General features: G+C 69.9%; 12 protein-coding genes. 6 read left to right on the top strand and 6 right to left on the bottom strand.

Annotated elements, in window-relative coordinates:
- Window positions 1-33 precede the first annotated feature (33 nt).
- Entirely contained in the window at window positions 34-714 is a 681-nt protein-coding gene (locus DJ017_RS06115; RefSeq protein ID WP_111527877.1) for an RNA polymerase sigma factor, read from the top strand.
- Between the two features lie 466 nt (window positions 715-1180).
- On the opposite strand, the gene cls is transcribed toward DJ017_RS06115, so the two are convergent.
- Complete coding sequence (gene cls, locus DJ017_RS06110; protein WP_111527876.1) at window positions 1181-2641, bottom strand: cardiolipin synthase; 1461 nt, start codon at window positions 2639-2641, stop codon at window positions 1181-1183.
- A 77-nt stretch (window positions 2642-2718) separates the two neighbouring features.
- Here cls and DJ017_RS06105 point away from each other — a divergent pair, with 77 nt between their 5' ends.
- Together DJ017_RS06105 and DJ017_RS06100 are read left to right on the top strand one after the other, a co-directional pair.
- Window positions 2719-3441 (top strand): endonuclease/exonuclease/phosphatase family protein, encoded by a 723-nt coding sequence (locus DJ017_RS06105; protein ID WP_111527875.1) that lies wholly within the window; start codon window positions 2719-2721, stop codon window positions 3439-3441.
- Between the two features lie 456 nt (window positions 3442-3897).
- Window positions 3898-4737: a universal stress protein gene (locus tag DJ017_RS06100; RefSeq protein ID WP_165830537.1), complete on the top strand. Its 840-nt coding sequence runs from the start codon at window positions 3898-3900 to the stop codon at window positions 4735-4737.
- 576 nt (window positions 4738-5313) lie between these two features.
- On the opposite strand, the gene DJ017_RS06095 is transcribed toward DJ017_RS06100, so the two are convergent.
- The 4 genes from DJ017_RS06095 to DJ017_RS20765 form a co-directional block, all read right to left on the bottom strand.
- A complete protein-coding gene (locus DJ017_RS06095) occupies window positions 5314-5529 on the bottom strand; it encodes a hypothetical protein (RefSeq protein ID WP_111527873.1) in 216 nt (71 codons plus the stop codon).
- Window positions 5530-5626: 97 nt separating this feature from the next.
- Window positions 5627-7291: a phosphoglucomutase (alpha-D-glucose-1,6-bisphosphate-dependent) gene (gene pgm, locus DJ017_RS06090; RefSeq protein ID WP_111527872.1), complete on the bottom strand. Its 1665-nt coding sequence runs from the start codon at window positions 7289-7291 to the stop codon at window positions 5627-5629.
- Window positions 7292-7302: 11 nt separating this feature from the next.
- On the bottom strand, window positions 7303-12045 hold the full coding sequence (locus tag DJ017_RS20770; protein WP_227000205.1) for a GH36-type glycosyl hydrolase domain-containing protein: 4743 nt from the start codon (window positions 12043-12045) through the stop codon (window positions 7303-7305).
- 1000 nt (window positions 12046-13045) lie between these two features.
- Complete coding sequence (locus DJ017_RS20765; protein ID WP_165830536.1) at window positions 13046-15694, bottom strand: hypothetical protein; 2649 nt, start codon at window positions 15692-15694, stop codon at window positions 13046-13048.
- A 509-nt stretch (window positions 15695-16203) separates the two neighbouring features.
- Here DJ017_RS20765 and DJ017_RS06080 point away from each other — a divergent pair.
- The 3 genes from DJ017_RS06080 to DJ017_RS06070 all read left to right on the top strand — a co-directional run bounded on the left by DJ017_RS06080 (window position 16204) and on the right by DJ017_RS06070 (window position 18535).
- Window positions 16204-16416: a hypothetical protein gene (locus DJ017_RS06080; RefSeq protein WP_111527871.1), complete on the top strand. Its 213-nt coding sequence runs from the start codon at window positions 16204-16206 to the stop codon at window positions 16414-16416.
- A gap of 266 nt (window positions 16417-16682) precedes the next feature.
- The gene (locus tag DJ017_RS06075) at window positions 16683-17357 is read left to right on the top strand and encodes a methyltransferase family protein (RefSeq protein ID WP_111527870.1); all 675 of its coding nucleotides are present in this window, start codon (window positions 16683-16685) and stop codon (window positions 17355-17357) included.
- 119 nt (window positions 17358-17476) lie between these two features.
- Window positions 17477-18535 (top strand): ParB-like protein, encoded by a 1059-nt coding sequence (locus DJ017_RS06070; protein WP_165830535.1) that lies wholly within the window; start codon window positions 17477-17479, stop codon window positions 18533-18535.
- Between the two features lie 279 nt (window positions 18536-18814).
- On the opposite strand, the gene DJ017_RS06065 is transcribed toward DJ017_RS06070, so the two are convergent.
- A complete protein-coding gene (locus tag DJ017_RS06065; protein ID WP_111527868.1) occupies window positions 18815-19918 on the bottom strand; it encodes an ABC transporter permease in 1104 nt (367 codons plus the stop codon).
- Window position 19919 lies beyond the last annotated feature (1 nt).

Here is a 19919-nt window from a genome sequence, read left to right as displayed (position 1 = left end):
CCCCGTGACAGCGCCGCGCGGACGGTCACATCGATGAGCCGGCCCAAACGCGGCGGCGCGACGCCCCCGGCGGGCGGCCCGCCCCCGCCCAAGGATGGGGACTCGGCGGTGAAGCCTGCCGACGCCGCGGTGCGCCGCGTGCTCGTCGAGTGTCATCGGGACATGCTCTGGTTCCTGCAGCGGCGGCTCCGCAACCGACAGGACGCCGAGGACGTACTGCAGACCTTCGTCGCCCGCGCCCTCGATCGGTCCGACGACTTGCGGGAGATCCGTTCCGTGCGGGGATGGCTCAGCCGCATCCTCGCCAGCACCCTGGCCGACCACCAGCGCCGGACGGCCCGCCGCGGCGGGCGGGAGACGGCGATGGACCCGGCCGACCTGGAACAACTTCTCGTCGAGCCCGATGAGGAGCTCGACAGCCAGGTCTGCGCCTGCCTTTACCGGCTCCTGCCGACATTGAAGCCCGCCTACGCGGAGGTGATCTGGCGCATCGACCTGCTCGACGAGCCCAGGGACCGCGTCGCCGCGAGCCTGGGACTGACGCTCAACACCATCAACGTGCGGCTGCACCGCGGCCGCCAGGCCCTTCGTCGCCGGCTGGAGGAGATCTGCCTGACCTGCCCGGTGCATGGCTTCCTGGACTGCCGGTGTGAGGAGGCCGAGCGCGGCCGCGAGCTTCGGGACCGGTTGCGATCGCACAGCAGCTCGGCCTGACCCTTGGGCGAACCTTCGCTGGACCCTGTCGGAGCCCGCATTGGGCTTCGCCAACGAGAACGCGTTGAAATGAGCCGGCGCTGCGGGCTGACTGCCAACGAAACCTTCGCCGCCGAGCACCCGCTGGGCATGCTCCCTCGCCGCGCCCGCGCCGCCGCAGACGCGCGGATCGCTCTGGACCCCGCCTCCGCCGAGAGTGTGGCGCGCCGGCGTGCGCATTTCGCCCCGCTCGTCCACGCGATCGCAACGACCCCGCCGCCGCCCGGGCGCTGGCCCCGGACCGCGGCGGCCGGCGATCGTGGTCCTCAGCCCCAGCCCTTTCGGCAGGCTCTGGGCCAAGCGGACTTCGGAGCGGAGCGGCTGGGCCCCCGGCCGCCGCCTCGAGGATCGCGATGCTCTTGAGCGCGTCAGTCCGGCGCTGACGGCGCCTCGCCGACCCGCACCCGCTCATTCCGGGATCGCACGTCTAGAGAAGGGGGGCGGCGAGCCGCATGAGGTTTTCGAGGAAGCGCTGTGTCGACCCGCGCGCGGCCCATGCGTCAGGATCGATGACGTCGCTGCGGCCGACATAGGCGTCTAGGACGGCGCCTAAGGCGTTGTTGATCCGCGGGTCATACATAATGAGGCTCAGCTCCAGGTTCAGATAGAAGCTCCGCAGATCCATGTTGACGGTGCCGAAGATCGTGATGTCGTCGTCGACCAGCACGGCCTTCGTGTGTAGCAGCCCACCGGTGAAACGCCGGATGTCCACACCCGCCGCAAGCAAGTCATCGTATGAAGCTTGGCTCGCATACTGGCCGATCCGCGTGTCGAGCCGCTCAGGAACGATGATCTGAACCCTCACGCCACGTCTTGCCGCTGACGTCAGGGCGAGCAGCACCGCCTGATCGGGAATGAAGTAGGGCGTGACAACGCGGACCCGGCGACGCGCGTTGAAGATCGCGGCGACAATGAAGCCGTGGATGGTCGGGTGCGGCATTTCCGGACCGGATGGCAGAAGCTGCATCAAGGCGCTTCCGCGAGGACGGCGGCCCTTCTGCGCCTCAAGAGGAAGCGGACGCAGGAGGGCGCCGCCAAGGTCCGCCCCCTTCTGTTCGAACAGGAAATCTGCATTGAAGACGCAGGTGAGCGCATCCACCATCTCGCCTTCGATGCGCATCATGACATCGATCCACGATCCGACATGTCGATCCGACTTGAACAGCGCCGGATCAACCAGGTTGAAGCTGCCGGCGTAGGCCACCGTCCGGTCGCAGATCAGCAGCTTGCGATGATTGCGCAGGTCAGATCGTTTCGAGACCGACTTGAGCACGCCGACCGGGAGCGACCGTACGATCGAGACGCCCGCGGCGCTGAGACGCCTCGGCCACGGGCTCCGGAAGAACCGCTTGCTTCCGTAGTCATCGGCCAGGATTTGGCAGGACACGCCGCGCGCGGCCGCCTTCCGTACCGCCTCGAGGACGGCCTCGACGCGCCCGCTCGGCTCGACGATATAGAACTCCAGGCGGCACGAGGTCTGCGCCGCGTCGATGTCCCGCCGCATCCTGTCGAGGATCTCGCCTGGATCGGTCAGGATCGCGTAGCCGTTGCGGGCAAGCACCGGAAACCCGCTCTCGACGGTCATGGATCTGGCCAGCGATGCAAAGGGCTCGGGAATGGATTGGAGGGGCGCTTCGTCGGCGCCTCCAACCCCGTAGGCGTTCTGGTAGAAGGTCCTGATACGGCGCCCAAGCTTCAGTCGTCGTCCGCCGAGACTGCGATCGCCGAAGAGGAGGTAGAGGACCGGCCCTGCGATCGGCATGGCGACGAGCATGACGATCCAGGCGAGCGCGGTATTGACCTCAAGCTTGCGATACAGAATCCGGAGAGTGAGCCCGCCTGCCAGGACAATGTGCGCGAGGAGCGGGATCGAACCGTGAGAGATCAATTCGAATCCTGTACGAATGTAAGGGCCCTAGCCTCGGCGCTACTGCACGATCGGCCGAGCCCGGAAAGCTTAAGCTCGTGAATCTGCTGACTTGGAACATCCAGGCGGGCATCGGAACAAGCCGGTACCGCGACTACCTCCTCCGCGCGCACCTGCAGATGTTTCACGCGCCGTCGAAGATGGCCACCTTGCAGAACATCGCCAGGGAGATTGCACCCTACGACGTCGTCTGTCTGCAGGAGGTGGATCTCGGCGGAAGACGGGCGGGCTATCGTTCGCAGGTGGACGAGATCGCCCAGCAGTCGAGACACGCGCACGTCGCCGTCCAGGAGAACCGGACCATTCCGGGCATATCCCGGCACGGCAACGCCATTCTCAGCCACTGGCCGCTGGCCCATGTCCGGGACTTGAAGCTTCCCGGGCGGTTCGCCGGACGGGGCTGCCTTGTCGCCGACGTCGAGGGCGAGCGCTCGCTGACGATCGCTTGCCTGCATCTCAGCCTCGGCGCCTCAGATCAGATGCTTCAGCTGGCCCATGTGGCGCAGGCCTTGCGGGGCGCACGCGCCTGGGCGGCCATGGGCGATTTCAACTGCGGGGCGCGCAGCACGCCGCTGGAGGCCTTCTGCCGGACTACGGGAGGTCAGCTCTCGGGCGCCGCACCGATGACGTTCCCCGCCTGGCGCCCCCGCCGGGATTACGATCATATCGTGATCGGTGGTGAACTGTCGGTGACGCACTACCGGTGCGAGCCTGCGACGTTCTCTGACCACCTCGGCCTCTCGGCGCGCGTCGCGGTCTGAGGTGCGCGTCGCGAGCGGATCCTTGCTTCGCCGCCGGGGTCGTCGGGAAGGTCGCCTGCGGCGCGGATCCAGCCGGAGACTTCGACCGGGCGCATGCGATGGAACACGGGTGATCGCCCCGGCCTGGGCGAGGAAAAGGGCGCGCCCGAGAGCTAATGCCGGGACGAAGCGAAGAAGGCTGAGCAAGCCGCTAAAGAAAGCCGCTACCAAGGCCGTGCGGGCCATCTATCTCCATATCGCGGAGAGTTGCGGGCTGCACCGCTCTGCGGTCTTCGGGGCGTCGATCGGGTTCTTGTCGGCTGGCCGCGGCGTCCCCTGTTTCATCGCGGCGGGCGCTTGGGTGGCGCCGCAAGCCACCTAGCCGATTGTAAGGCCTTTGAGCGAGCCGCGTCTGTTTCAGCCGAGCGTAGCCGGGCGCGTCCGCACGCGATGCGCAAGCGCCGGATGAGGGAATCGATGAGTTACGTCACCCTGCTCGTGCCAGTCGACACGCGCCCCGCCACAGATGCGCGACTTGCCCTGGCGACCGCGCTTGCCAATCGCTTTGACGCGTCGCTCATCGGGGTCGCCGCGGAGATGTGGCGAGTTCCGGTCATGACAGACCCTCTTGATGGGGGCTACGCGACGGGGGTCGTGATCGGGCTCGAACAGGCCCAGATCGAGGCCCGTCTGAGCCAGGCTGAGGCGAAGTTCAAAGCCGCCACGAGCGCCGTCAAGGCGGGCTCAGAGTGGCGCCAGGCGATGCAGCCTCCCTTGACCGCGGCGGCCGCCGAGGCCTGCTGCGCGGATCTCATCGTCATGAATCACCGGGTCCACGACGACGGCTCGTCCATGTCGACAGTCGTTCCCGCCGCCCTGGTGCTGGCGGCGGGCCGTCCCGTGCTCATCGCGCCCCCGGAGATGACGAACCTCAAGCTGCAGACGGTCCTCGTCGCCTGGAAAGACGTTCGCGAAGCCCGTCGGGCCGTAGTCGATGCGCTACCCATCCTGAAGGTCGCCGACGCCGTGGTCGTGGCGGAGGTTTGCCCGCACGACGAGGAACGGGCGACGGAGGCGCGGCTGGCTCGGGTCACGGCCTATCTCCAGCGCCACGGCGTCCGCGCGGCGAGCAAGATCAGCGTCGAGGAGAAAGACGTCAGCGCGGCCGACCAGCTACTGGCACTGGCCGAGGACGTACGGCCAGACCTTATCGTCGCCGGCGCCTACGGCCATGCGCGACTGCAGGAGTGGGTGTTCGGCGGCTTCACCAAGGCGCTGCTGGCCCAGAGGTCGCGGGCCGTCCTGCTCAGCCACTGAGGCGAACTTGCGGGCCGACGTGCGCGACGCCGCCGCGCAGCCTCGAGGCGACAGCTACGGCCAGAGGCCAAGAACGGTTTGCCGAACCACCCTGACGCAACGAGGCGGGCACTGCACCTTGAAGCCTCAATACCGCGATGCGACGAGGTCTGGCGGGGCGTCGCGTCGCAAGGCGCCTCGCTGTTCCCCTGCGACCGAATCATCCGCGGCAACCGCTTCAGCTGCGCCAGCGATCTTAGCCGCCGTAAGGTTCGGTGAACACGGCCGCGAGAAAGGGGGCGTTGCGATGCGGCCGAGCGGCGAGCCGCTCACGCCGCCGAGGCGTCGACGCCGCACAGCACGTGCCGAGCCCTCGTGGGCGATGGCGTTGCGGCGCCAGCGTCGGCGAAGCCGCACAAATTCATGCAAGTCATCGTCCGCGGGGCCGTCCGACCGGTTCGCCGACGATGTTGATCCAAACCTCAACCGTAGCCCAACAGCCAGCACCCAACGGCTCACATGCACATCGCCGGTCATCGTTCGAGGGTGCGCTGTCCGGCCGCGCGTTGCGCGTCAGGCGGGTGACGCATCCTTGTCTTATTCCTCGATCCAAACCTCAGCCAGTTCACCGTGCCGGCGCAGGGCGTCCGCCATGCGCTGCGCCTCCTCAACGGCGAAGGCCTTGCACCAGGCCGGCCGCATCATCTGGCGGCCCTGGCGGATCGCCCAGCCGTAGGGCTCCTTCACCACCTGAAAGGTGATCACGCCTTCGGTCGGGGCGGAACAGGCTGGCGCGCATTCGATGTTCGTCATGACTCAGCCCTCCATCCGGCTGGGGCCTGTGCGGCGCCTCGCGGGCGCGTCTTGCCTTAGAGACGCCACGCGCTCGTAAATCTTACCGACAACAAAATCACCGGGGTGCGCCTTGCGGTGGATCAAAACCGGCGACCAGGGCCTGCGCCTCGGCCTGGACGCGCCGCAGGTGCTCAGGGCCCTGAAAGCTCTCCGCGTAGATCTTGTAGAGGGGTTCGGTGCCGGAAGGGCGGACCGCAAACCAGCCGTTCTTCGCCCGCACCCGAAGGCCGCCGAGCGGCGCGCCGTTGCCCGGTGCGACGGCGTCCACCGCCAGCACCGGCTCGCCCGCCAGCTCGACGATCGCCGGCGGACGGGCCGCGAGGATCGCAAGGCGCGCCTTGTCGGCCGCCGTCGCCGGCGCGTCGAGGCGCTCGTAGACGGAGGCGCCGAGATCGGACGCCAGCTCGCGGAAGAGGCCGCCCGGGTCGCGGCCGGTCTTGGCGGTGATCTCGGCGGCGAGCAGGCCGAGGGAAATCCCGTCCTTCTCGGTCGTCCAGACCGAGCCGTCGAACCGCAGGAAGGCCGCGCCGGCGCTCTCCTCGCCGGCGAATCCCAGGGATGCGCCGAGCAGTCCCTCCACGAACCACCGGAAGCCCACCGGCGTCTCGATGAGCCGGCGGCCGAGCTTGGCCGCCACCCGGTCGATCACGGCGCTGGACACCATCGTCTTGCCAATGGCGCTGCTTGGACCCCAGCCGGGGCGATGGGTGAACAGGAAGGCGATGGCGGCGACCAGGAAGTGGTTGGGGTTCATCAGCCCATCCGAGCGGGTGACGATCCCATGGCGGTCCGCATCCGGATCGTTGCCGACCGCCACGTCGAAGGTGTCGCGCAGGCCGACGAGCCGCGCCATGGCGTAGGGCGAGGAGCAATCCATCCGGATCTGGCCGTCCCAGTCCCGGGTCATGAAGCCGAAGGTGGGATCGACGGACTCGTCGACGATCTTCGCGGCGATCCCGTAGCGGTCGATGATCGCCGCCCAGTAGTCGAGGCTCGCACCGCCCAGGGGATCAATGCCGAGCCGCACGCCCGAACGCCTGATCGCCTCCAGGTCGACGACGTTCGGGAGGTCGGCGACAAACGCCGACCGGAAGTCGTGCCGGCGCAGGTCGGACGAGTTTCGCGCCCGCTCGTAAGGGATGCGGCGAACGTCCCTCAGACCCATCGACAGCAGAAGGTTGGCGGTCCTCTCGATCCACCCGGTCGTGGCTGGATCGGCCGGCCCGCCGTGGGGTGGGTTGTACTTGATACCGCCGTCGGCCGGCGGATTGTGCGAGGGCGTCAGGATGAGGCCGTCCGCGAGCCCCCGCTCCCGGCCCCGATTGTAGCCCAGGATGGCGTGCGAGATCGCCGGAGTGGGCGTGTACCCCTCCCGCGCGTCGATCATCACCGTGACGTGGCTGGCCGCCAGGACCTCGAGCGCCGTGGCCATCGCCGGCGCCGAGAGGGCGTGGGTGTCCCGGCCGAGGAACAGCGGCCCGTCGATGCCCGACCGGCGCCGATGCAGGCAGATGGCCTGGACGATCGCTAGGATGTGGTCTTCGTTGAACGAACCCCGCAAGGCCGAGCCGCGGTGGCCGGAGGTGCCGAACGCTACCCGCTGCGACGGCTCGCCCGGATCGGGGACGCCGGTCCGGTAGGCGCTGAGCAGCCCCGGGACATCCACCAGGCTCTCCGGGCCGGCCGGGCGGCCGGCGTTGGGATCGATGTTCGCCGCCATTGCGCTCGCCTCTAGGCGATCTGCCGCGCCGGCGCGGGGCCGAGGCGAACAGCAACATGATGACCTTGGCCATCCTGCAGCAGGTGCAGCCGCACCGGTCGACCCTCGATCGGGACGCCGTCGCAGTCAGCGTGCGCCACGCCACGGCAGACGCCGTCGGGGTTCTCGACGGCGATCTCGTAGCGCGTCGTCCCGTGATGGAAGACGGCCTTGAAGCCCGGCCACGCCTTGGGAATGCAGGGATCGATCAGCAAGCCCTCGCCCTCGCGCCTGAGGCCTAGGAGATGCTCCAGGATCGCCCGCTGCATCCAACCGGCGGCGCCTGTATACCAGGTCCAGCCGCCCCGCCCCACGTGCGGCGGCAGCGAATAGACGTCCGCGGCGACCACATAGGGCTCGACCTTGTAGCGATGCGCTTCCGCGCGGGTGCGCGCGTGATTGATCGGATTGAGCAGGGCGAGCAGATCGGCGGCCTTGTCGCCCTCGCCCAACTTGGCGAAGGCGATCGCCGCCCAGAGCGCGGCATGGGTGTACTGACCGCCATTCTCGCGGACACCCGGCGGGTAGCCCTTGATGTAGCCGGGATCGCGGGCAGTCTGGTCGAAGGGCGGGGCGAACAGCAGGGCGAGCCCGGTTTCGGGCGAGATCAGCTCCCGTTCCACAGCGGCCATGGCGCGCGCGGCGCGCGCGGGGTCCGCGGCTCCGGAAAGCACCGCCCAGGACTGGGCGACGGAGTCGATCCGACACTCATCGTTGCTCGCCGATCCCAGCGGCGTTCCGTCGTCGAACCAGGCGCGCCGATACCAGTCCCCGTCCCAGGCCTCGCGCTCGAGCGACTCGCCGAGCACGCTCAGGGCGGCCGCCCAGGACTGGGCCCTCGTGCGGTCGCCGCGGACCTTCGCCAACGGAACGAAAGCCGAGAGCGTCGCATGCAGGAACCAGCCCAGCCAGACACTCTCGCCCTGGCCGCCCCGACCGACCCGGTTCATGCCGTCGTTCCAGTCGCCGGCGCCGATCAGCGGCAGGCCATGCCGGCCGAGCGTCAGGCTGGCGTCCAGCGCCCGGGCGCAATGTTCGTAGAGGCTGGCAGCCTCATCTGCTGTCCTGGGCTGGAAGAAGGCCTCGTGCTCTTGCTCGGCCAGGCTCGGCCCTTCCAGAAAGGGAACGGCCTCGTCGAGCACGGCGTCGTCGGCCGTGACGCGCACATAGTGCGCAGCGCAATGGGCGAGCCACAGCCGGTCGTCGGAGATCCGGGTGCGGACCCCTTGGCCAGTGTGCGGCAGCCACCAGTGCTGGACGTCGCCCTCCGGGAACTGCCGGCCCGCCGCCCGCAGCAGATGCTCGCGCGTCAGCGCAGGCCACACCGACGCCAGCGCCATGGCGTCCTGCAGTTGGTCGCGGAACCCATAGGCGCCGCTGGCCTGATAGAACGCCGAGCGCGCCCACAGCCGGCAGGCCAGGGTCTGATAGAGCAGCCAGCCGTTGGCCATCACGTCGAGGGCGCGGTCCGGCGTCTCGATCTGGACCTTGCCGAGCAGGTCCGCCCAGAACCCTCGGACCTCCTCCAGGACCGCATCGAGGTCGGCGGCGCGGTATCGCGCGACCAGGCGGCGGGCCTCCACCTCGTTCTCGGCCTCGCCGAGCACAACCACCACGTCCGCGGTCTCGCCCGGCTCGAGCTCGATCGTGCTCTGCAGCACGCCGCAGGGATCGAGCCCAGCGCCCACGCGCGCGGAGAGGGGCGTAGTCGCGAAAAGCGCCTCCGGCTGAGCGAGCGTTCCGTTGCGGCCGAGGAATTCGCGCCGGTCGCCGGTCCAGGCGGTCTGCCGCCCCCCCAGGTCGAGGAAGGCGACGCGCGCGGCGAAATCGGCCGCCCATCGGTTGCGGGCGAACAAGGCGCCCGTATGGGCGTCCATCTCGGTCACCGTGAACGGCGCAGCCCGCGCACGGGACGGACCGAGCACCCACTCCACATAGGCCGTCGCCGAAAGCCGTCGGCGATGAGGCGATGTGTTGTGGATCCGAAGGCGCGAAATCTTCACCGGATCGGCCAGCGGCGCGTATTCCAGAAGGCTCAGGTCGAGCCCGCGGAGCGAGGCCTCGAAGCGGCTATAGCCGAAGCCGTGCCGCGCCAGGTAGGTAGCCCCCTCGTCCCGGATCGGTGTGGCGGTCGGGCTGAAGACCTCGCCGGTGTCCTCGTCGCGCAGATAGAGCGCGTGGCCGGGGCGGTCCGTCACCGGGTCGTTGGACCAGGGCGTCAGCTGATGTTCGCGGCTCGATCCCGACCAGACATAGCCGGAGCCCTCGGCGGAAACCTGGAACCCGAACCGGGGATTGGCGACCACATTGATCCAAGGGGCCGGCGTCGTCTGGCCCGGCCCAAGCACCGTCACATATTCCCGCCCGCCCTCGGCGAAGCCGCCGAGGCCGTTGAAGAATTCGAGGGCCGGCGGCCTCGGGGGCGGAAACGGTGCGGCGCGGTCGGCCACTCTCCAGGGCGCGACCCCCTCGTCGCCGCGTCCCTCCGGGATCCGATCGAGCTGCTCGATCAGCCCGCCGCGCTCGGCGACGAGCACGACGCGCGCCACCGACATCAGGAGCGCCCGCGTCGCCTCGGGCGTGAGATCGGCGCGGACGATGAAGACCCCGCCGGGCGGCGCCTCGCCGGGAAGCTCCTGGCGGCTGGTCCGCACCAGGTCTTCCAGGGCGGCCTGGAGGTCCTGGACGTAGGACGACGACCGCTCGTTCAGGACGACGACGTCGACGGCCAGCCCCTTCAACCGCCAGAGCTCGGCGGCCCGCAGAAGGTCGCGGGCGACGTCCAGGCGTTCCGGATCGCTGATCCGCAGCAGGGCGATCGGCAGGTCCCCGGAGATCCCGAGCGACCAGAGGCCCGCCTGGGCGCCGGCCCCGGCCGCGATCACCTCGGACGGCGGCCGCAGCGTCGGAGCCGCATAGATCAGGTAGCCCGCCAGGCGCTGGAACTGGCCCGCCTCGCCAGCACTGAGCCCGAGATGGCGAAGTTGCACCTGCGCCTGGGTCCAGGCCAGCGCCGCGGCGCGATCGTAGGCGGCCACGTCGTGGTGCTTGTCGACGAGATCCAGGACGGCTTCGCGGGACGCCGCGACCATCGTCCAGAAGGCGATGCGCACCGTCGCCCCGGGCGCGATCCTGACCCGCCGGCGTAGGGCGAAGATCGGATCGAGCACCGCGCCGGTCGATCCCGTCAGCGGCCGGCCCTCGACCACGGCGGCGGGCGCGCTGAGGTCGCGGCCGCGGCCGACGAACCGCATCCGATCCGTCTCAAGCTCCAGCTTGCCCATGCCTTCGCCCTCGAGCACCGCCGGGTGAGCGGCCCAGACCTGCGGCTCGTCGGGCGCGCGGCGGCGGCGATGGGCCAGCAAGGCGTTCGTCCCGGCGACGAACTCGGTCTCGACGAAGAGCTTGGAAAAGGCCGGATGGGCCAGATCCGCCGCGGCCGGCGCGAGCGCGAGCTCCACGTAGGAGGTGATCTCGATCTCCCGGGCCGCCTCGCCGGCGTTGGTGATAGACACGCGCCGCACCTCGGCGTCGTCCTCGGCCGAGACCAACACGTCCAACACGGTCGTCAGATCACCGTCGCGGCGCGTAATCTCGGCGCGGTCCTCGTTCAGCACGACCTCGTAGGCCTCGGCCTCCGCCCTGGTCGGCTGCAGGCCGGCAGACCAGACCGCCCCGCTCCGGACATCCCTGAGATAGACGAAGACGCCGGCATCGTCGCAGGTGGCGTCCTCGCGCCAGCGCGTGACCGCCTGGCCCTGCCAGCGGCTGAAGCCCGCGCCGGCCACCGTCAGCATCGCCGTGTATCGGCAGTTGGACAGGAGATGCGTCGCCGGCGTCGGCCCGTGTGGGCTGGCGAGCCGCCGCCCGACCGGCGGGGCGATCTGGTGAAGGCGGACCGGGGCCGTTCCATCGGCGCTCCATTGTGGCGGGGCGGCGACCTCGCGCGGCATGCGCTCCTGCAGCAGGAGCTCGGTGGCCTGCACCATGGGCTCGGCGTGGAACCGCGCGCGCATGAGGCCGTCCAGCACCGTGTCGGCGAGAGCGACGATCGTCATGCCCTGGTGGTGGGCCATGAAGGCGCGCACGATCGCCGGCGCCTTGCCGTCGGGAACCCGCGCCGGCGTGTAGTCCAAGGCCTCGTAGTAGCCGTAGCGGCCCTGGGCGCCGAGCCCGGCGAGCCGGGCGAAGTTGCGGACGGCGGCTTTGGGCTCCAGCATCGCCGCCAGCGCCGTGGCGTAGGGGGCGATGACCGCATTGTCGCCGAGGCCGCGCTTGAGCCCCAGGCCCGGCACGCCGAAGTTGGAGTATTGATAGGTCAGCTCCAGGTCGCGGGCGTTGAACGCCGATTCCGAGACGCCCCAGGGTGCGCCCAGGCCCGCGCCGTAGGCGATCTGGCGCCGGACCACGGCGTGGTTGGTGCGGTCCAGCAGGCTCCCGGGCGGCGTGCGCATCACCAACTCGGGCATCAGGTACTCGAACATCGAGCCCGACCAGGAGATCAGCGCCGCGCCGTTTGGCAAGGCGGTGACCGCATGACCGAGGTGGAACCAGTGGCGGGCCGGGACGTCCCCCTTGGCGATCGCCACGAAACTGGCCAGCCGGGCTTCGGAGGCGAGCAGGTCGTAGCAGTTCTCGTCCCGCTCGCTTTCGGCCGGACGATAGCCGATGGACAGCAGCTTGCGGTCCGGGTCGAGCAGGAAGCTGAAATCCATCTCCAAGGCCATCGCGCGGGCCGCCGCCTCCAAGGCGGCGAGCCGCTTCGCGATCGGCCCCTCGATGCGGGCGTCGAGGTCCCGATGGTGGCTGGCCAGCGAATCGCGCGCCGCCCCGACCCAGTAGAGCAGCTCCGCGCGCGCCGCGTCGCGCGGTTCGACCGCGAGGCCTTGGAGATGAGCCGCCAGGGCGTCGGCCAGCGCCGCAACGTCGGCGATCTGCCGGGCGTCGAGGTCGGCTGCTGCGGCCGGCGCCCGGACGCTCGCCATGAGCTTCGCCAACGTCTCCTCGATCTGCCGCCAAGGCTCGGCTGGAACGCCCCCGTCGCCCTGCAACGCCTCGGCCGTCTCCTGCGCCAGCGTCAGGACGTCCTCCACGCCGCAGAGCCGCGCGCGCGGGCTCGGTCGCAAGCCGGCGCCCCATTCCCGGCATGCATTCGCCAGCGCGATAAGGTGGCCGGCGAGATTGCCGCTGTCGACCGAGGAGACATACTGCGGATCGAGCGGGCGCAGATCGGTCGTGTCGTACCAGTTGTAAAAATGGCCTCGGAAGCGGGCGAGCCGGCCCATGGTCGCCAGCGTCGCCTCGAGCCGTTCGACCGCCTCCAGGGTCCCGATCCAGCCGAAGTCGCGGGCGCTCACCACCGAGAGCAGGTAGAGGCCGAGATTTGTCGGTGACGTCCGGTGCGCCAGCGCCGGAGCAGGATCCTCCTGGAAGTTGTCCGGCGGCAGCATATGGTCCTGAGGCGTTACGTGGACCTCGAAGTAGCGCCAGGTGCGCCGGGCGATCCGGCGCAAGGCCTGGGTGTCCGCATCGGCGACCGCCGCGCGGGCGCGGACCGGACGGGGCAGGCTCAGCCACAGGGCGCCGGCCGGCGAGGCGATCCAGAGACCGGAGACCAGCCCGGCGAGCGGCCAAGTGCTCCGCCAGATGGTCCAGGCGAGCGCCGCCGCGGCGAGGACCAGCGCGCCGGCCATCCGCCGATAGAAGCTCGGTAGCTCAAGGTGGCGGCCGTCGGCCAACTGCGCCGCCGGGGTCCACTGGAGCAGGTTGCGCCGGCTGACCAGCAGCCGCCACAGGGTGCGGACCACCGCATCGCCCATCAGCCAGGCCTGGTGCGCCAGGAACACCACCGTCAGCGCGGATCGGAGAAGCGCCAGGCGCAGGTCCGCGCCCCAAGCCGCGAGCCGGCCGCGCGGCCGGGGTCCGCCGCGCCGGAACGGAAATTGGCCGATCACCGGGATGATGGACGGCGCGGCGAGCGCGACGATGACAAACCCTGTCCACACCGAGGCTGCGCCGAGGGGCAGAGTCCAGCCGGCCAAGAGCGCGAACACCCCGGCCGGCGCGTTCAGGGTGCGGCGCAGGTTGTCCAGCATCTTCCACCGGCCGGCCGTCGGCACGCGCGCGGCCACGCCGGATCGGCCGAGAATCCACGGCAGCAGCTGCCAGTCGCCTCGAGCCCAGCGATGGTGGCGCAGGGCCGCGACGTCGTAGCGGGCCGGATACTCTTCCACGACCTCGACGTCGGAGACGAGCCCGGCGCGGGCGAACACCCCTTCGAACAAGTCGTGGCTCAGGAGGGCCGACTCCGGCACGCGGCCGGCCAGCGCCGCCTCGAACGCATCGACGTGATAGATGCCCTTGCCGGCGTAGGAGCCTTCGCCGAGCAGGTCCTGATAGACGTCGGAGACGGCGGCGGCGTAGGGATCGATGCCGCCCCGGGCCGGAAAAGATGCGCTGGAAGCGGGTCCCCGCGTCCGACGTGGCCAGCGACGGCGTGACGCGGGGCTGCAGCACGCCGAACCCCTCGACCACCCGGCTGCAGGCGGGGTCGAAGCGCGGCCGGTTCAGCGGATGGGCCATCTTGCCGATCAGCCGCCGCACCGTCTCGCGCGGCAGCTTGGTGTCCGCATCCAGCGTGACGACATAGCGGACGTCGGTGGGGACGGCGGGCGGGTGACCGCCCAAGGCCTCGAAGGTCGTGTCGCCGTCCCCGCGCAGCAGCCGGTTGAGCTCCTGCAGCTTGCCGCGCTTGCGCTCCCAGCCGATCCAGCGCCCTTCGCTCTCCGTCCAAACCCGCCGCCGATGCAGCAGCCGGAACCGGGCGCCCGCGGGGCCTGGCCCGTACTTGCCGTTCAGCGCCGCAATTCCGGCGACGGCGGCGGCCAGCAGCGCGTCGTCGCCCTCGACCCGTTCGGTCGCCGCGTCGGCCCAGTCCGATAGGAGCGCGAAGTAGATCTCTCCCTCCGGGCTGGCCAGGGAGTGGATCTCCAGGCCCTCGATTTGCTCGGCGATCGCCTCGTGGCTGGTCAGGAGCATGGGCACGGCCACCATGGTCTGCAGCGACGACGGCACGCCGCCCTGTAGCTCCAGCGCGGGCAACGGGGTCGGGCGGCAGCTGTGCGTGACCGCGCAGTTCGCCAGGGCGACCGCCGCGTCCAGCGCCGGGATCGCCCCCAAGACCGCGAGCAGGCCGAGCCAGGCGTCGCCAACGCCCAGGGCCGCAAGGCCGAGGAGCGGAAGTGCGAGGAAGCCGGCCGCCGCGCCGACGATGCCGGCGCCGTAGCCGCGAAGCCCCAAGGCCCGCCCCAGGCGCTCGGGCCACGCCGGCAAGGCGGGTCGGTAGCCAATGTCCGCCTCAAATGCCGGCCGGCCGGAGGACAGAAGATAGTACCCGGGATCGGCCCGTCCGTCCTCGGGGCCGTGGGCCCGGTTTCCCGCCTCGGCGAGGGCGAGCGCGCGCCTGCCGATGTCGAGCTCCGTGCGGCCGGATTGCCGAGCCAGTTCCTCGATGGCGCTGCGGTAGAGATTGCGCGTCGCAAAATCCAGGTCCCGGAAGCTGCTGCCTGCATTCAGCAGCGCATCGACCGGGCTGACCTGTTCGAACAGGTCTATCCAGTCGACGTCCGAGATCAGCCGCACGCTGGTGATGACGTTGCGCACCGTCGCGGTCGCGGCGACCTGGCTCTCCTGTTCCGCCTGGACGATGGCGTGCGCCGTGTCGCCTTGCGTCGCCAGGCATTCGTCGAGCCAGGTCAGCGCCGGCGCGATGCAGGAGTCCTGGTCGCGCAGCCGATGGACCAGCTGCGCCACGAAGGCGCGCGCCAGCGGCCGGCCCTGCCAGGTCGCCAGCACCGTCTCGGGCGGTTCCGCGGCCGTCTCGCTCACGCCGAGAAGGCGGTCGGCGAGTTGGTCGGCCTGACGGCGGGCGTCCTGGCTCCTTTCAATGGCCTCGGCGAGGCGGCGCAGGTTTTCGATCAGCAGGATGCGCAAGGTGATCGGGACCGCCCAGAGCTCGCCGATGGTCAGCGGCTGGACCTCCTGGTAGGCGCGCAGGTACCGGCGCAGCATCTCGGCGTCGAAGCGGCTGTCGGTGTGGGCGACGTAGGCCCAGGCGGCCCCGAAGATGCGCGGGTAGCCCTCGAGCGGCCCGGACGCCAGCTTGGGCAGCTCGCGGTAGAACCCCGGCGGCAGGTCCGTGCGAATCTCCCGTACCTGCCGCTCCACCAAGTGGAAGTTGTCCAGCAGCCACTCGGCCGCCGGCGGTATGGCTGCACCCGCCTGGGCCGCCCGCAGGGTGGTGCGATAGGCGTCGAGCAGCTCACGTTCGTTGTCGGCCAGGCGCGCGGCGAAGCCGTGGCCCACGATCCGCCGGGGGGTGGTCGCCTGAGCCGCCGCAAGGCTTTTCGCATGAGCTTCCAGACGTTCGACGCTGAACAGCTCCGCCCGAATCGGCTCGCCGCTGTCCCACGGAGGCCGCCACCTGGCGGGCCCCCACCGAAGTCCGCCTCGGAGCAACCGCCGCAGCCCGCCGCCTGTATCCGGGCGCGGCTCCGCGACCAGGCGCGGCCGCGGTGTGAGGTCGTCGTTTCGGGCCCGGATATCCACATTCCTACGGACGCAGGCCGCGACCTCCGATTACAGGCGCGGCCAGTCTTCCGAACGCGGTCGTGGCCCGCTGACAGGACGCGGCCTCATGCGCCAGGGCCGCCGGCCGCAAAGCCCGGACCGGGAGGCCCCGTCATCATCCGCGCGGGGGCGCATCGTTAGGGCAAGCTCGGCGCTCCGAGCCCCCCGTTTGAGGGCGTGGCCAGGACCACACCGGGGAGTCTTCGGGTCGGCAACCGCCGAGCGATGGATCAAGGGGCTCTTCCGTGACCTATGCGACCCTTCTCGTGCACGTCGAGGCGGATGAAGCGGCGGACGCCCGCCTGGCGCTGGCCGTGGACCTCGCCAACCCGTTCGACGCCCGCCTGACCGGCGTCGGCGCCGCGTCACGCGCCGGACGAGTGTCGCGGTCGAGGCGAAGGCCGCCGCGGCGGCTGATCGCCTGCTGGACATCGCCGGGCGGCAAGAGGCGGACCTGACCGTGGCCGCCGGCTATGGCCACACCCGCTTGCAGGAATGGGGGCTAGAGGCTTTGCCTGGGCGCTGTTGGCGCGGGCCTCGACAGCGGTGCTGTTCAGCCATTGAGATGAACCGTCGATCGAGGGGCCGGCGGCCCCACTGGCGTAATGTCGGCGCGATGGGCGCGTCATGAGGGGATCGGGCCGGTTCGATGCGGTTCGCCCGATCGCGGAGCGTCAGTCCCGCGTCTCTCTTCGAATCTCTTCGAAACACGCGCGAGGATCGCATGTCCCACTCGTCATCGTCCGCCTACGGCCTCTGGTCGCTGGTGATCCTGAACTCGGTGCTGTTCATCTTCTTCGCGCTCAGCTTCTTCAAGCCGCAGAGCCAGCGGGATTGGCGCTCCTTCGGCGCCTTCAGCGGCTTCCTGGTGGCGCTGTTCACCGAGATGTACGGCTTTCCGCTGACCATCTATCTGACGCTGCCCTGGCTGCAGCGCTACTTTCCGGGGGTCAACTGGCTCACCCACGATTCCGGCCACCTGCTCGAAGAGATGATCGGCTGGCGCGCCAACCCCCACTTCGGGCCGTTTCACATCCTGAGCGACATCCTCATCGGCGGCGGATTCTGGCTGTTGGCGGCATCGTGGCCGCCGCTCTATCGGGCGCAGAAGGAACATCGGCTGGCGGACACCGGCCCCTACGCCAGGATCCGTCACCCACAATACGTGGCCTTCGTGGTGATCATGTTCGGCTTCCTGTTGCAGTGGCCGACGCTGATCACCTTGGCGCTCTTCCCCATCCTGGTGTTCATGTACTGGCGGCTCGGCAAGGCTGAGGAGCGGGATTCGCTGGCCGCCTTCGGGGACGGCTATCGGGCCTATATGCGTTCGACGCCGGCAGTCATCCCGCGCCTGTCCCGGCGGCGGGACGCCCAAGCCCGTCCGGACGCCACCTCTTGACCTGCGCCCGCCCTCGCGAAAGCTGCGATCGGCCGTCGGATGACGCCCGGCGCTCCTGGCCAGTTCGCCGGGACACGCGGGTGGCCTCTGCCGAGGGCCCGGCGTTGCTCCGCGATGTCTTGATCGCCGACCTGTATCCGACCCAATTCGCGGTCGGCTTTCGCGAGGTCGCGCACAAGCGTTGGCGCTATCGGCAAGCCAGCCCCGCCGAACGGGCTGCCTTGATCAGCGGCCGGGCCGTCCCGGTCGTGCGCGGGCCCGGCGGGCGCACGTTTGTACTCGACCGACACCACTGGCTCTGCGCTCTGCAGGCGGAGGGGGTCGCGTCGGCGCCGACCTTTACCGTCGGCGACCTCAGCGCCTCGGGTCCGGATCGATTTTGGCGGACGCTGCAGGATCGCGGCTGGTGTCGGCTCTACGACGCCGAGGGCCGTCGGCGGAGCCACGAGGACATGCCACAGTCGCTCTCGGCGCTGCAGGACGATCCTTTCCGCAGCCTGGCGAGCGCGCTGAGACGGCGCGGCGGGTTCGACAAGATCGACGTGCCGTTCAGCGAGTTCCATTGGGCCGACGGGTTGCGCCGCAGCCTGGACCCTGAGTTGCTCGCCCAGGACTTCGAGGCCGCCCTCGAGCGGGGGCTCCTGCTGGCGAGCTGCTGGGCGTCCAGTGCGCCCGAGGCCAATCTGCGGGATCGTTGGCTAGAGAAGGGACGCGCCGGCGCGATCGATCAGACCGGTCGTGATCAAGGCGAGGCCGAAGACGATCAGGTTGGCGGCGACGAACAGGGCCAGGACCATCACCCCCGCGTGCGAGCTGGCGCGGAGGAGAAGCATGCCCAGGCCGAGGGTGAAGATCGCGCTGACGACCAGCCAGTCCCAGGCCAAGCGACGGTGAAGGCCCCGCAGCTGAACCTGGGCCGCAGCCACAGCCGCCAGGGCAAGCGACCCGATCCCGACGACCCACGGCAGCGACAGGCGGCCGGTCCAATGATGATAGAGCACGGCCAAGCCAGCCAGACTGGAGACAGCGACCCAAAGCGCGCGCCAGACGAACTCTGTCTGGCGCGCCGAGGTCAGGGCCAGCGCGCCAACGGCGCCCGCGGCCAAGAGGATGCCGGCGAAGGCGATGGCGGCAAGCGCCGGCGCCAGGAGCGGCGCCACAAAGGCCAGGCCGCCTAGAAGCACCATCGCTGCGCCGCAGACCTCGACCGGGACGCCCGAGCGGCGCCGGAGCTGGTTGGTCGAGTCGTCCCTCATCTCCGTCATCGCGACCGCTCCTGAATGTTCGCAGCGCACGGCCGCGTAACCATTGGACGCGGCTCGCGTCCGAGCGTTACGCTCCCGCCGTCAGTCCAGGGCGCGCACGCCGGAGGCCCTGCCGCCGCCCAACCTGGCGCGCTTCACATCAACGACGACGGAGTAAGACGTCCGTCTCGCCGGACCACGTCGCTCGCCGGCTCACCATTGCCGCCGGAAGAGCAGCCAGCTGCCCGCGAACAGGGGCGCGCCGATCAGCCCGAGCGCCGCGGCGTGCGGCCAGAGCTCGCCCATCCCCGCACCCTTCAGGAATAGGCCGGTGACGATGGCGATGCCGTGGCGCAAAGGGCTCGCCTGGGAGGCGATCTGCAGCCATCCGGGCATGCTTTCGATGGGCGTGACGCTGCCGGACAGGAACAGCAATGGGAACAGGCTGAAGAAACTCGTCAGGAGCGCCTGCTGCAGCGTGTTGGTCACGGTCGCCACGAACACGCCGATCGACACGGCGCTCAGCAGGAACACCAGGTTGAGGGCCAGGAAGGTCAGGGCGCCGTCGCCCACCGGCACATTCAGCAACCGGGCGACCAGCAGCGAGGGGAACATCGCCCCCGTGCTGATGGTGACGGGCGGCAGGATCTTGCCGATAAACATCTCATGGGCCCGGATGGGGGTCACCCGGATCTGCTCTAGCGTGCCGTTCTGCTTTTCGCGCACCATGCCGGCGGCGGGCAGGACGACGGCGAGCATGAAGCCGGCCTGGGCGATCATGGCCAGGGCGATGAAGTTGGTGTTGGTCAGATTCGGATTGTACCAGACGCGCACCGCCGGCTGCACGCCGGCGCGCATCGGCATCGACCCCATGACCCGTTCGCCGGCGAACCGGGACGTCATCTCGATGATGTAGGCCCGCGCGCGCGAGGCCACGTCGGCGTTGGAGCCGTCGACCACCACGCCGATCGACGTCGGCCGCCCCGCGGCGACCCGCGCGCCAAAATCCGGCGGGATCTCCACGACCGCGTCCAACGCGCCTTTGCGCAGACCGGCTTCCGCCTGGCGTTCAGAGGCGAAGGCGCCGGCCTCGATGAAGGTGTCCGCGGAGGTCAGCTCGCGACTGAAGGCGCGGCTTGTCTCGGTGCGGTCATTGTCGATCAGGCCGAGCTTCAGGTTCTTGACGTCCATGCCCACCGCCATGGTGCACATGGCGACCTCCGAGGTGGTCAACCAGAAGATCAGGAACAGCATGACCGGGTCGCGCAGCATCTGCGCGAACTCCTTGCCGATGAGGCCGTAGAGCCGTCCCCACATG

This window comes from Phenylobacterium soli, assembly GCF_003254475.1.
GTDB classification, from domain to species: Bacteria; Pseudomonadota; Alphaproteobacteria; order Caulobacterales; family Caulobacteraceae; genus Phenylobacterium; species Phenylobacterium soli.
Note: the sequence above shows the minus strand (reverse complement) of the source record. Positions and strands in the feature narration are given on the sequence as shown.

What these genes read in the sequence shown, in the direction of transcription:
- DJ017_RS06065 (WP_111527868.1), bottom strand. Translation starts at nt 19,918, where the DNA reads ATGTGGGGACGGCTCTACGGCCTCATCGGCAAGGAGTTCGCGCAGATG.
- DJ017_RS20770 (WP_227000205.1), bottom strand. Translation starts at nt 12,045, where the DNA reads ATGGATTTCAGCTTCCTGCTCGACCCGGACCGCAAGCTGCTGTCCATC.
- DJ017_RS06115 (WP_111527877.1), top strand. Translation starts at nt 34, where the DNA reads ATGAGCCGGCCCAAACGCGGCGGCGCGACGCCCCCGGCGGGCGGCCCG.
- pgm (WP_111527872.1), bottom strand. Translation starts at nt 7,291, where the DNA reads ATGGCGGCGAACATCGATCCCAACGCCGGCCGCCCGGCCGGCCCGGAG.
- DJ017_RS06095 (WP_111527873.1), bottom strand. Translation starts at nt 5,529, where the DNA reads ATGACGAACATCGAATGCGCGCCAGCCTGTTCCGCCCCGACCGAAGGC.
- DJ017_RS06075 (WP_111527870.1), top strand. Translation starts at nt 16,683, where the DNA reads ATGTCCCACTCGTCATCGTCCGCCTACGGCCTCTGGTCGCTGGTGATC.
- DJ017_RS06100 (WP_165830537.1), top strand. Translation starts at nt 3,898, where the DNA reads ATGAGTTACGTCACCCTGCTCGTGCCAGTCGACACGCGCCCCGCCACA.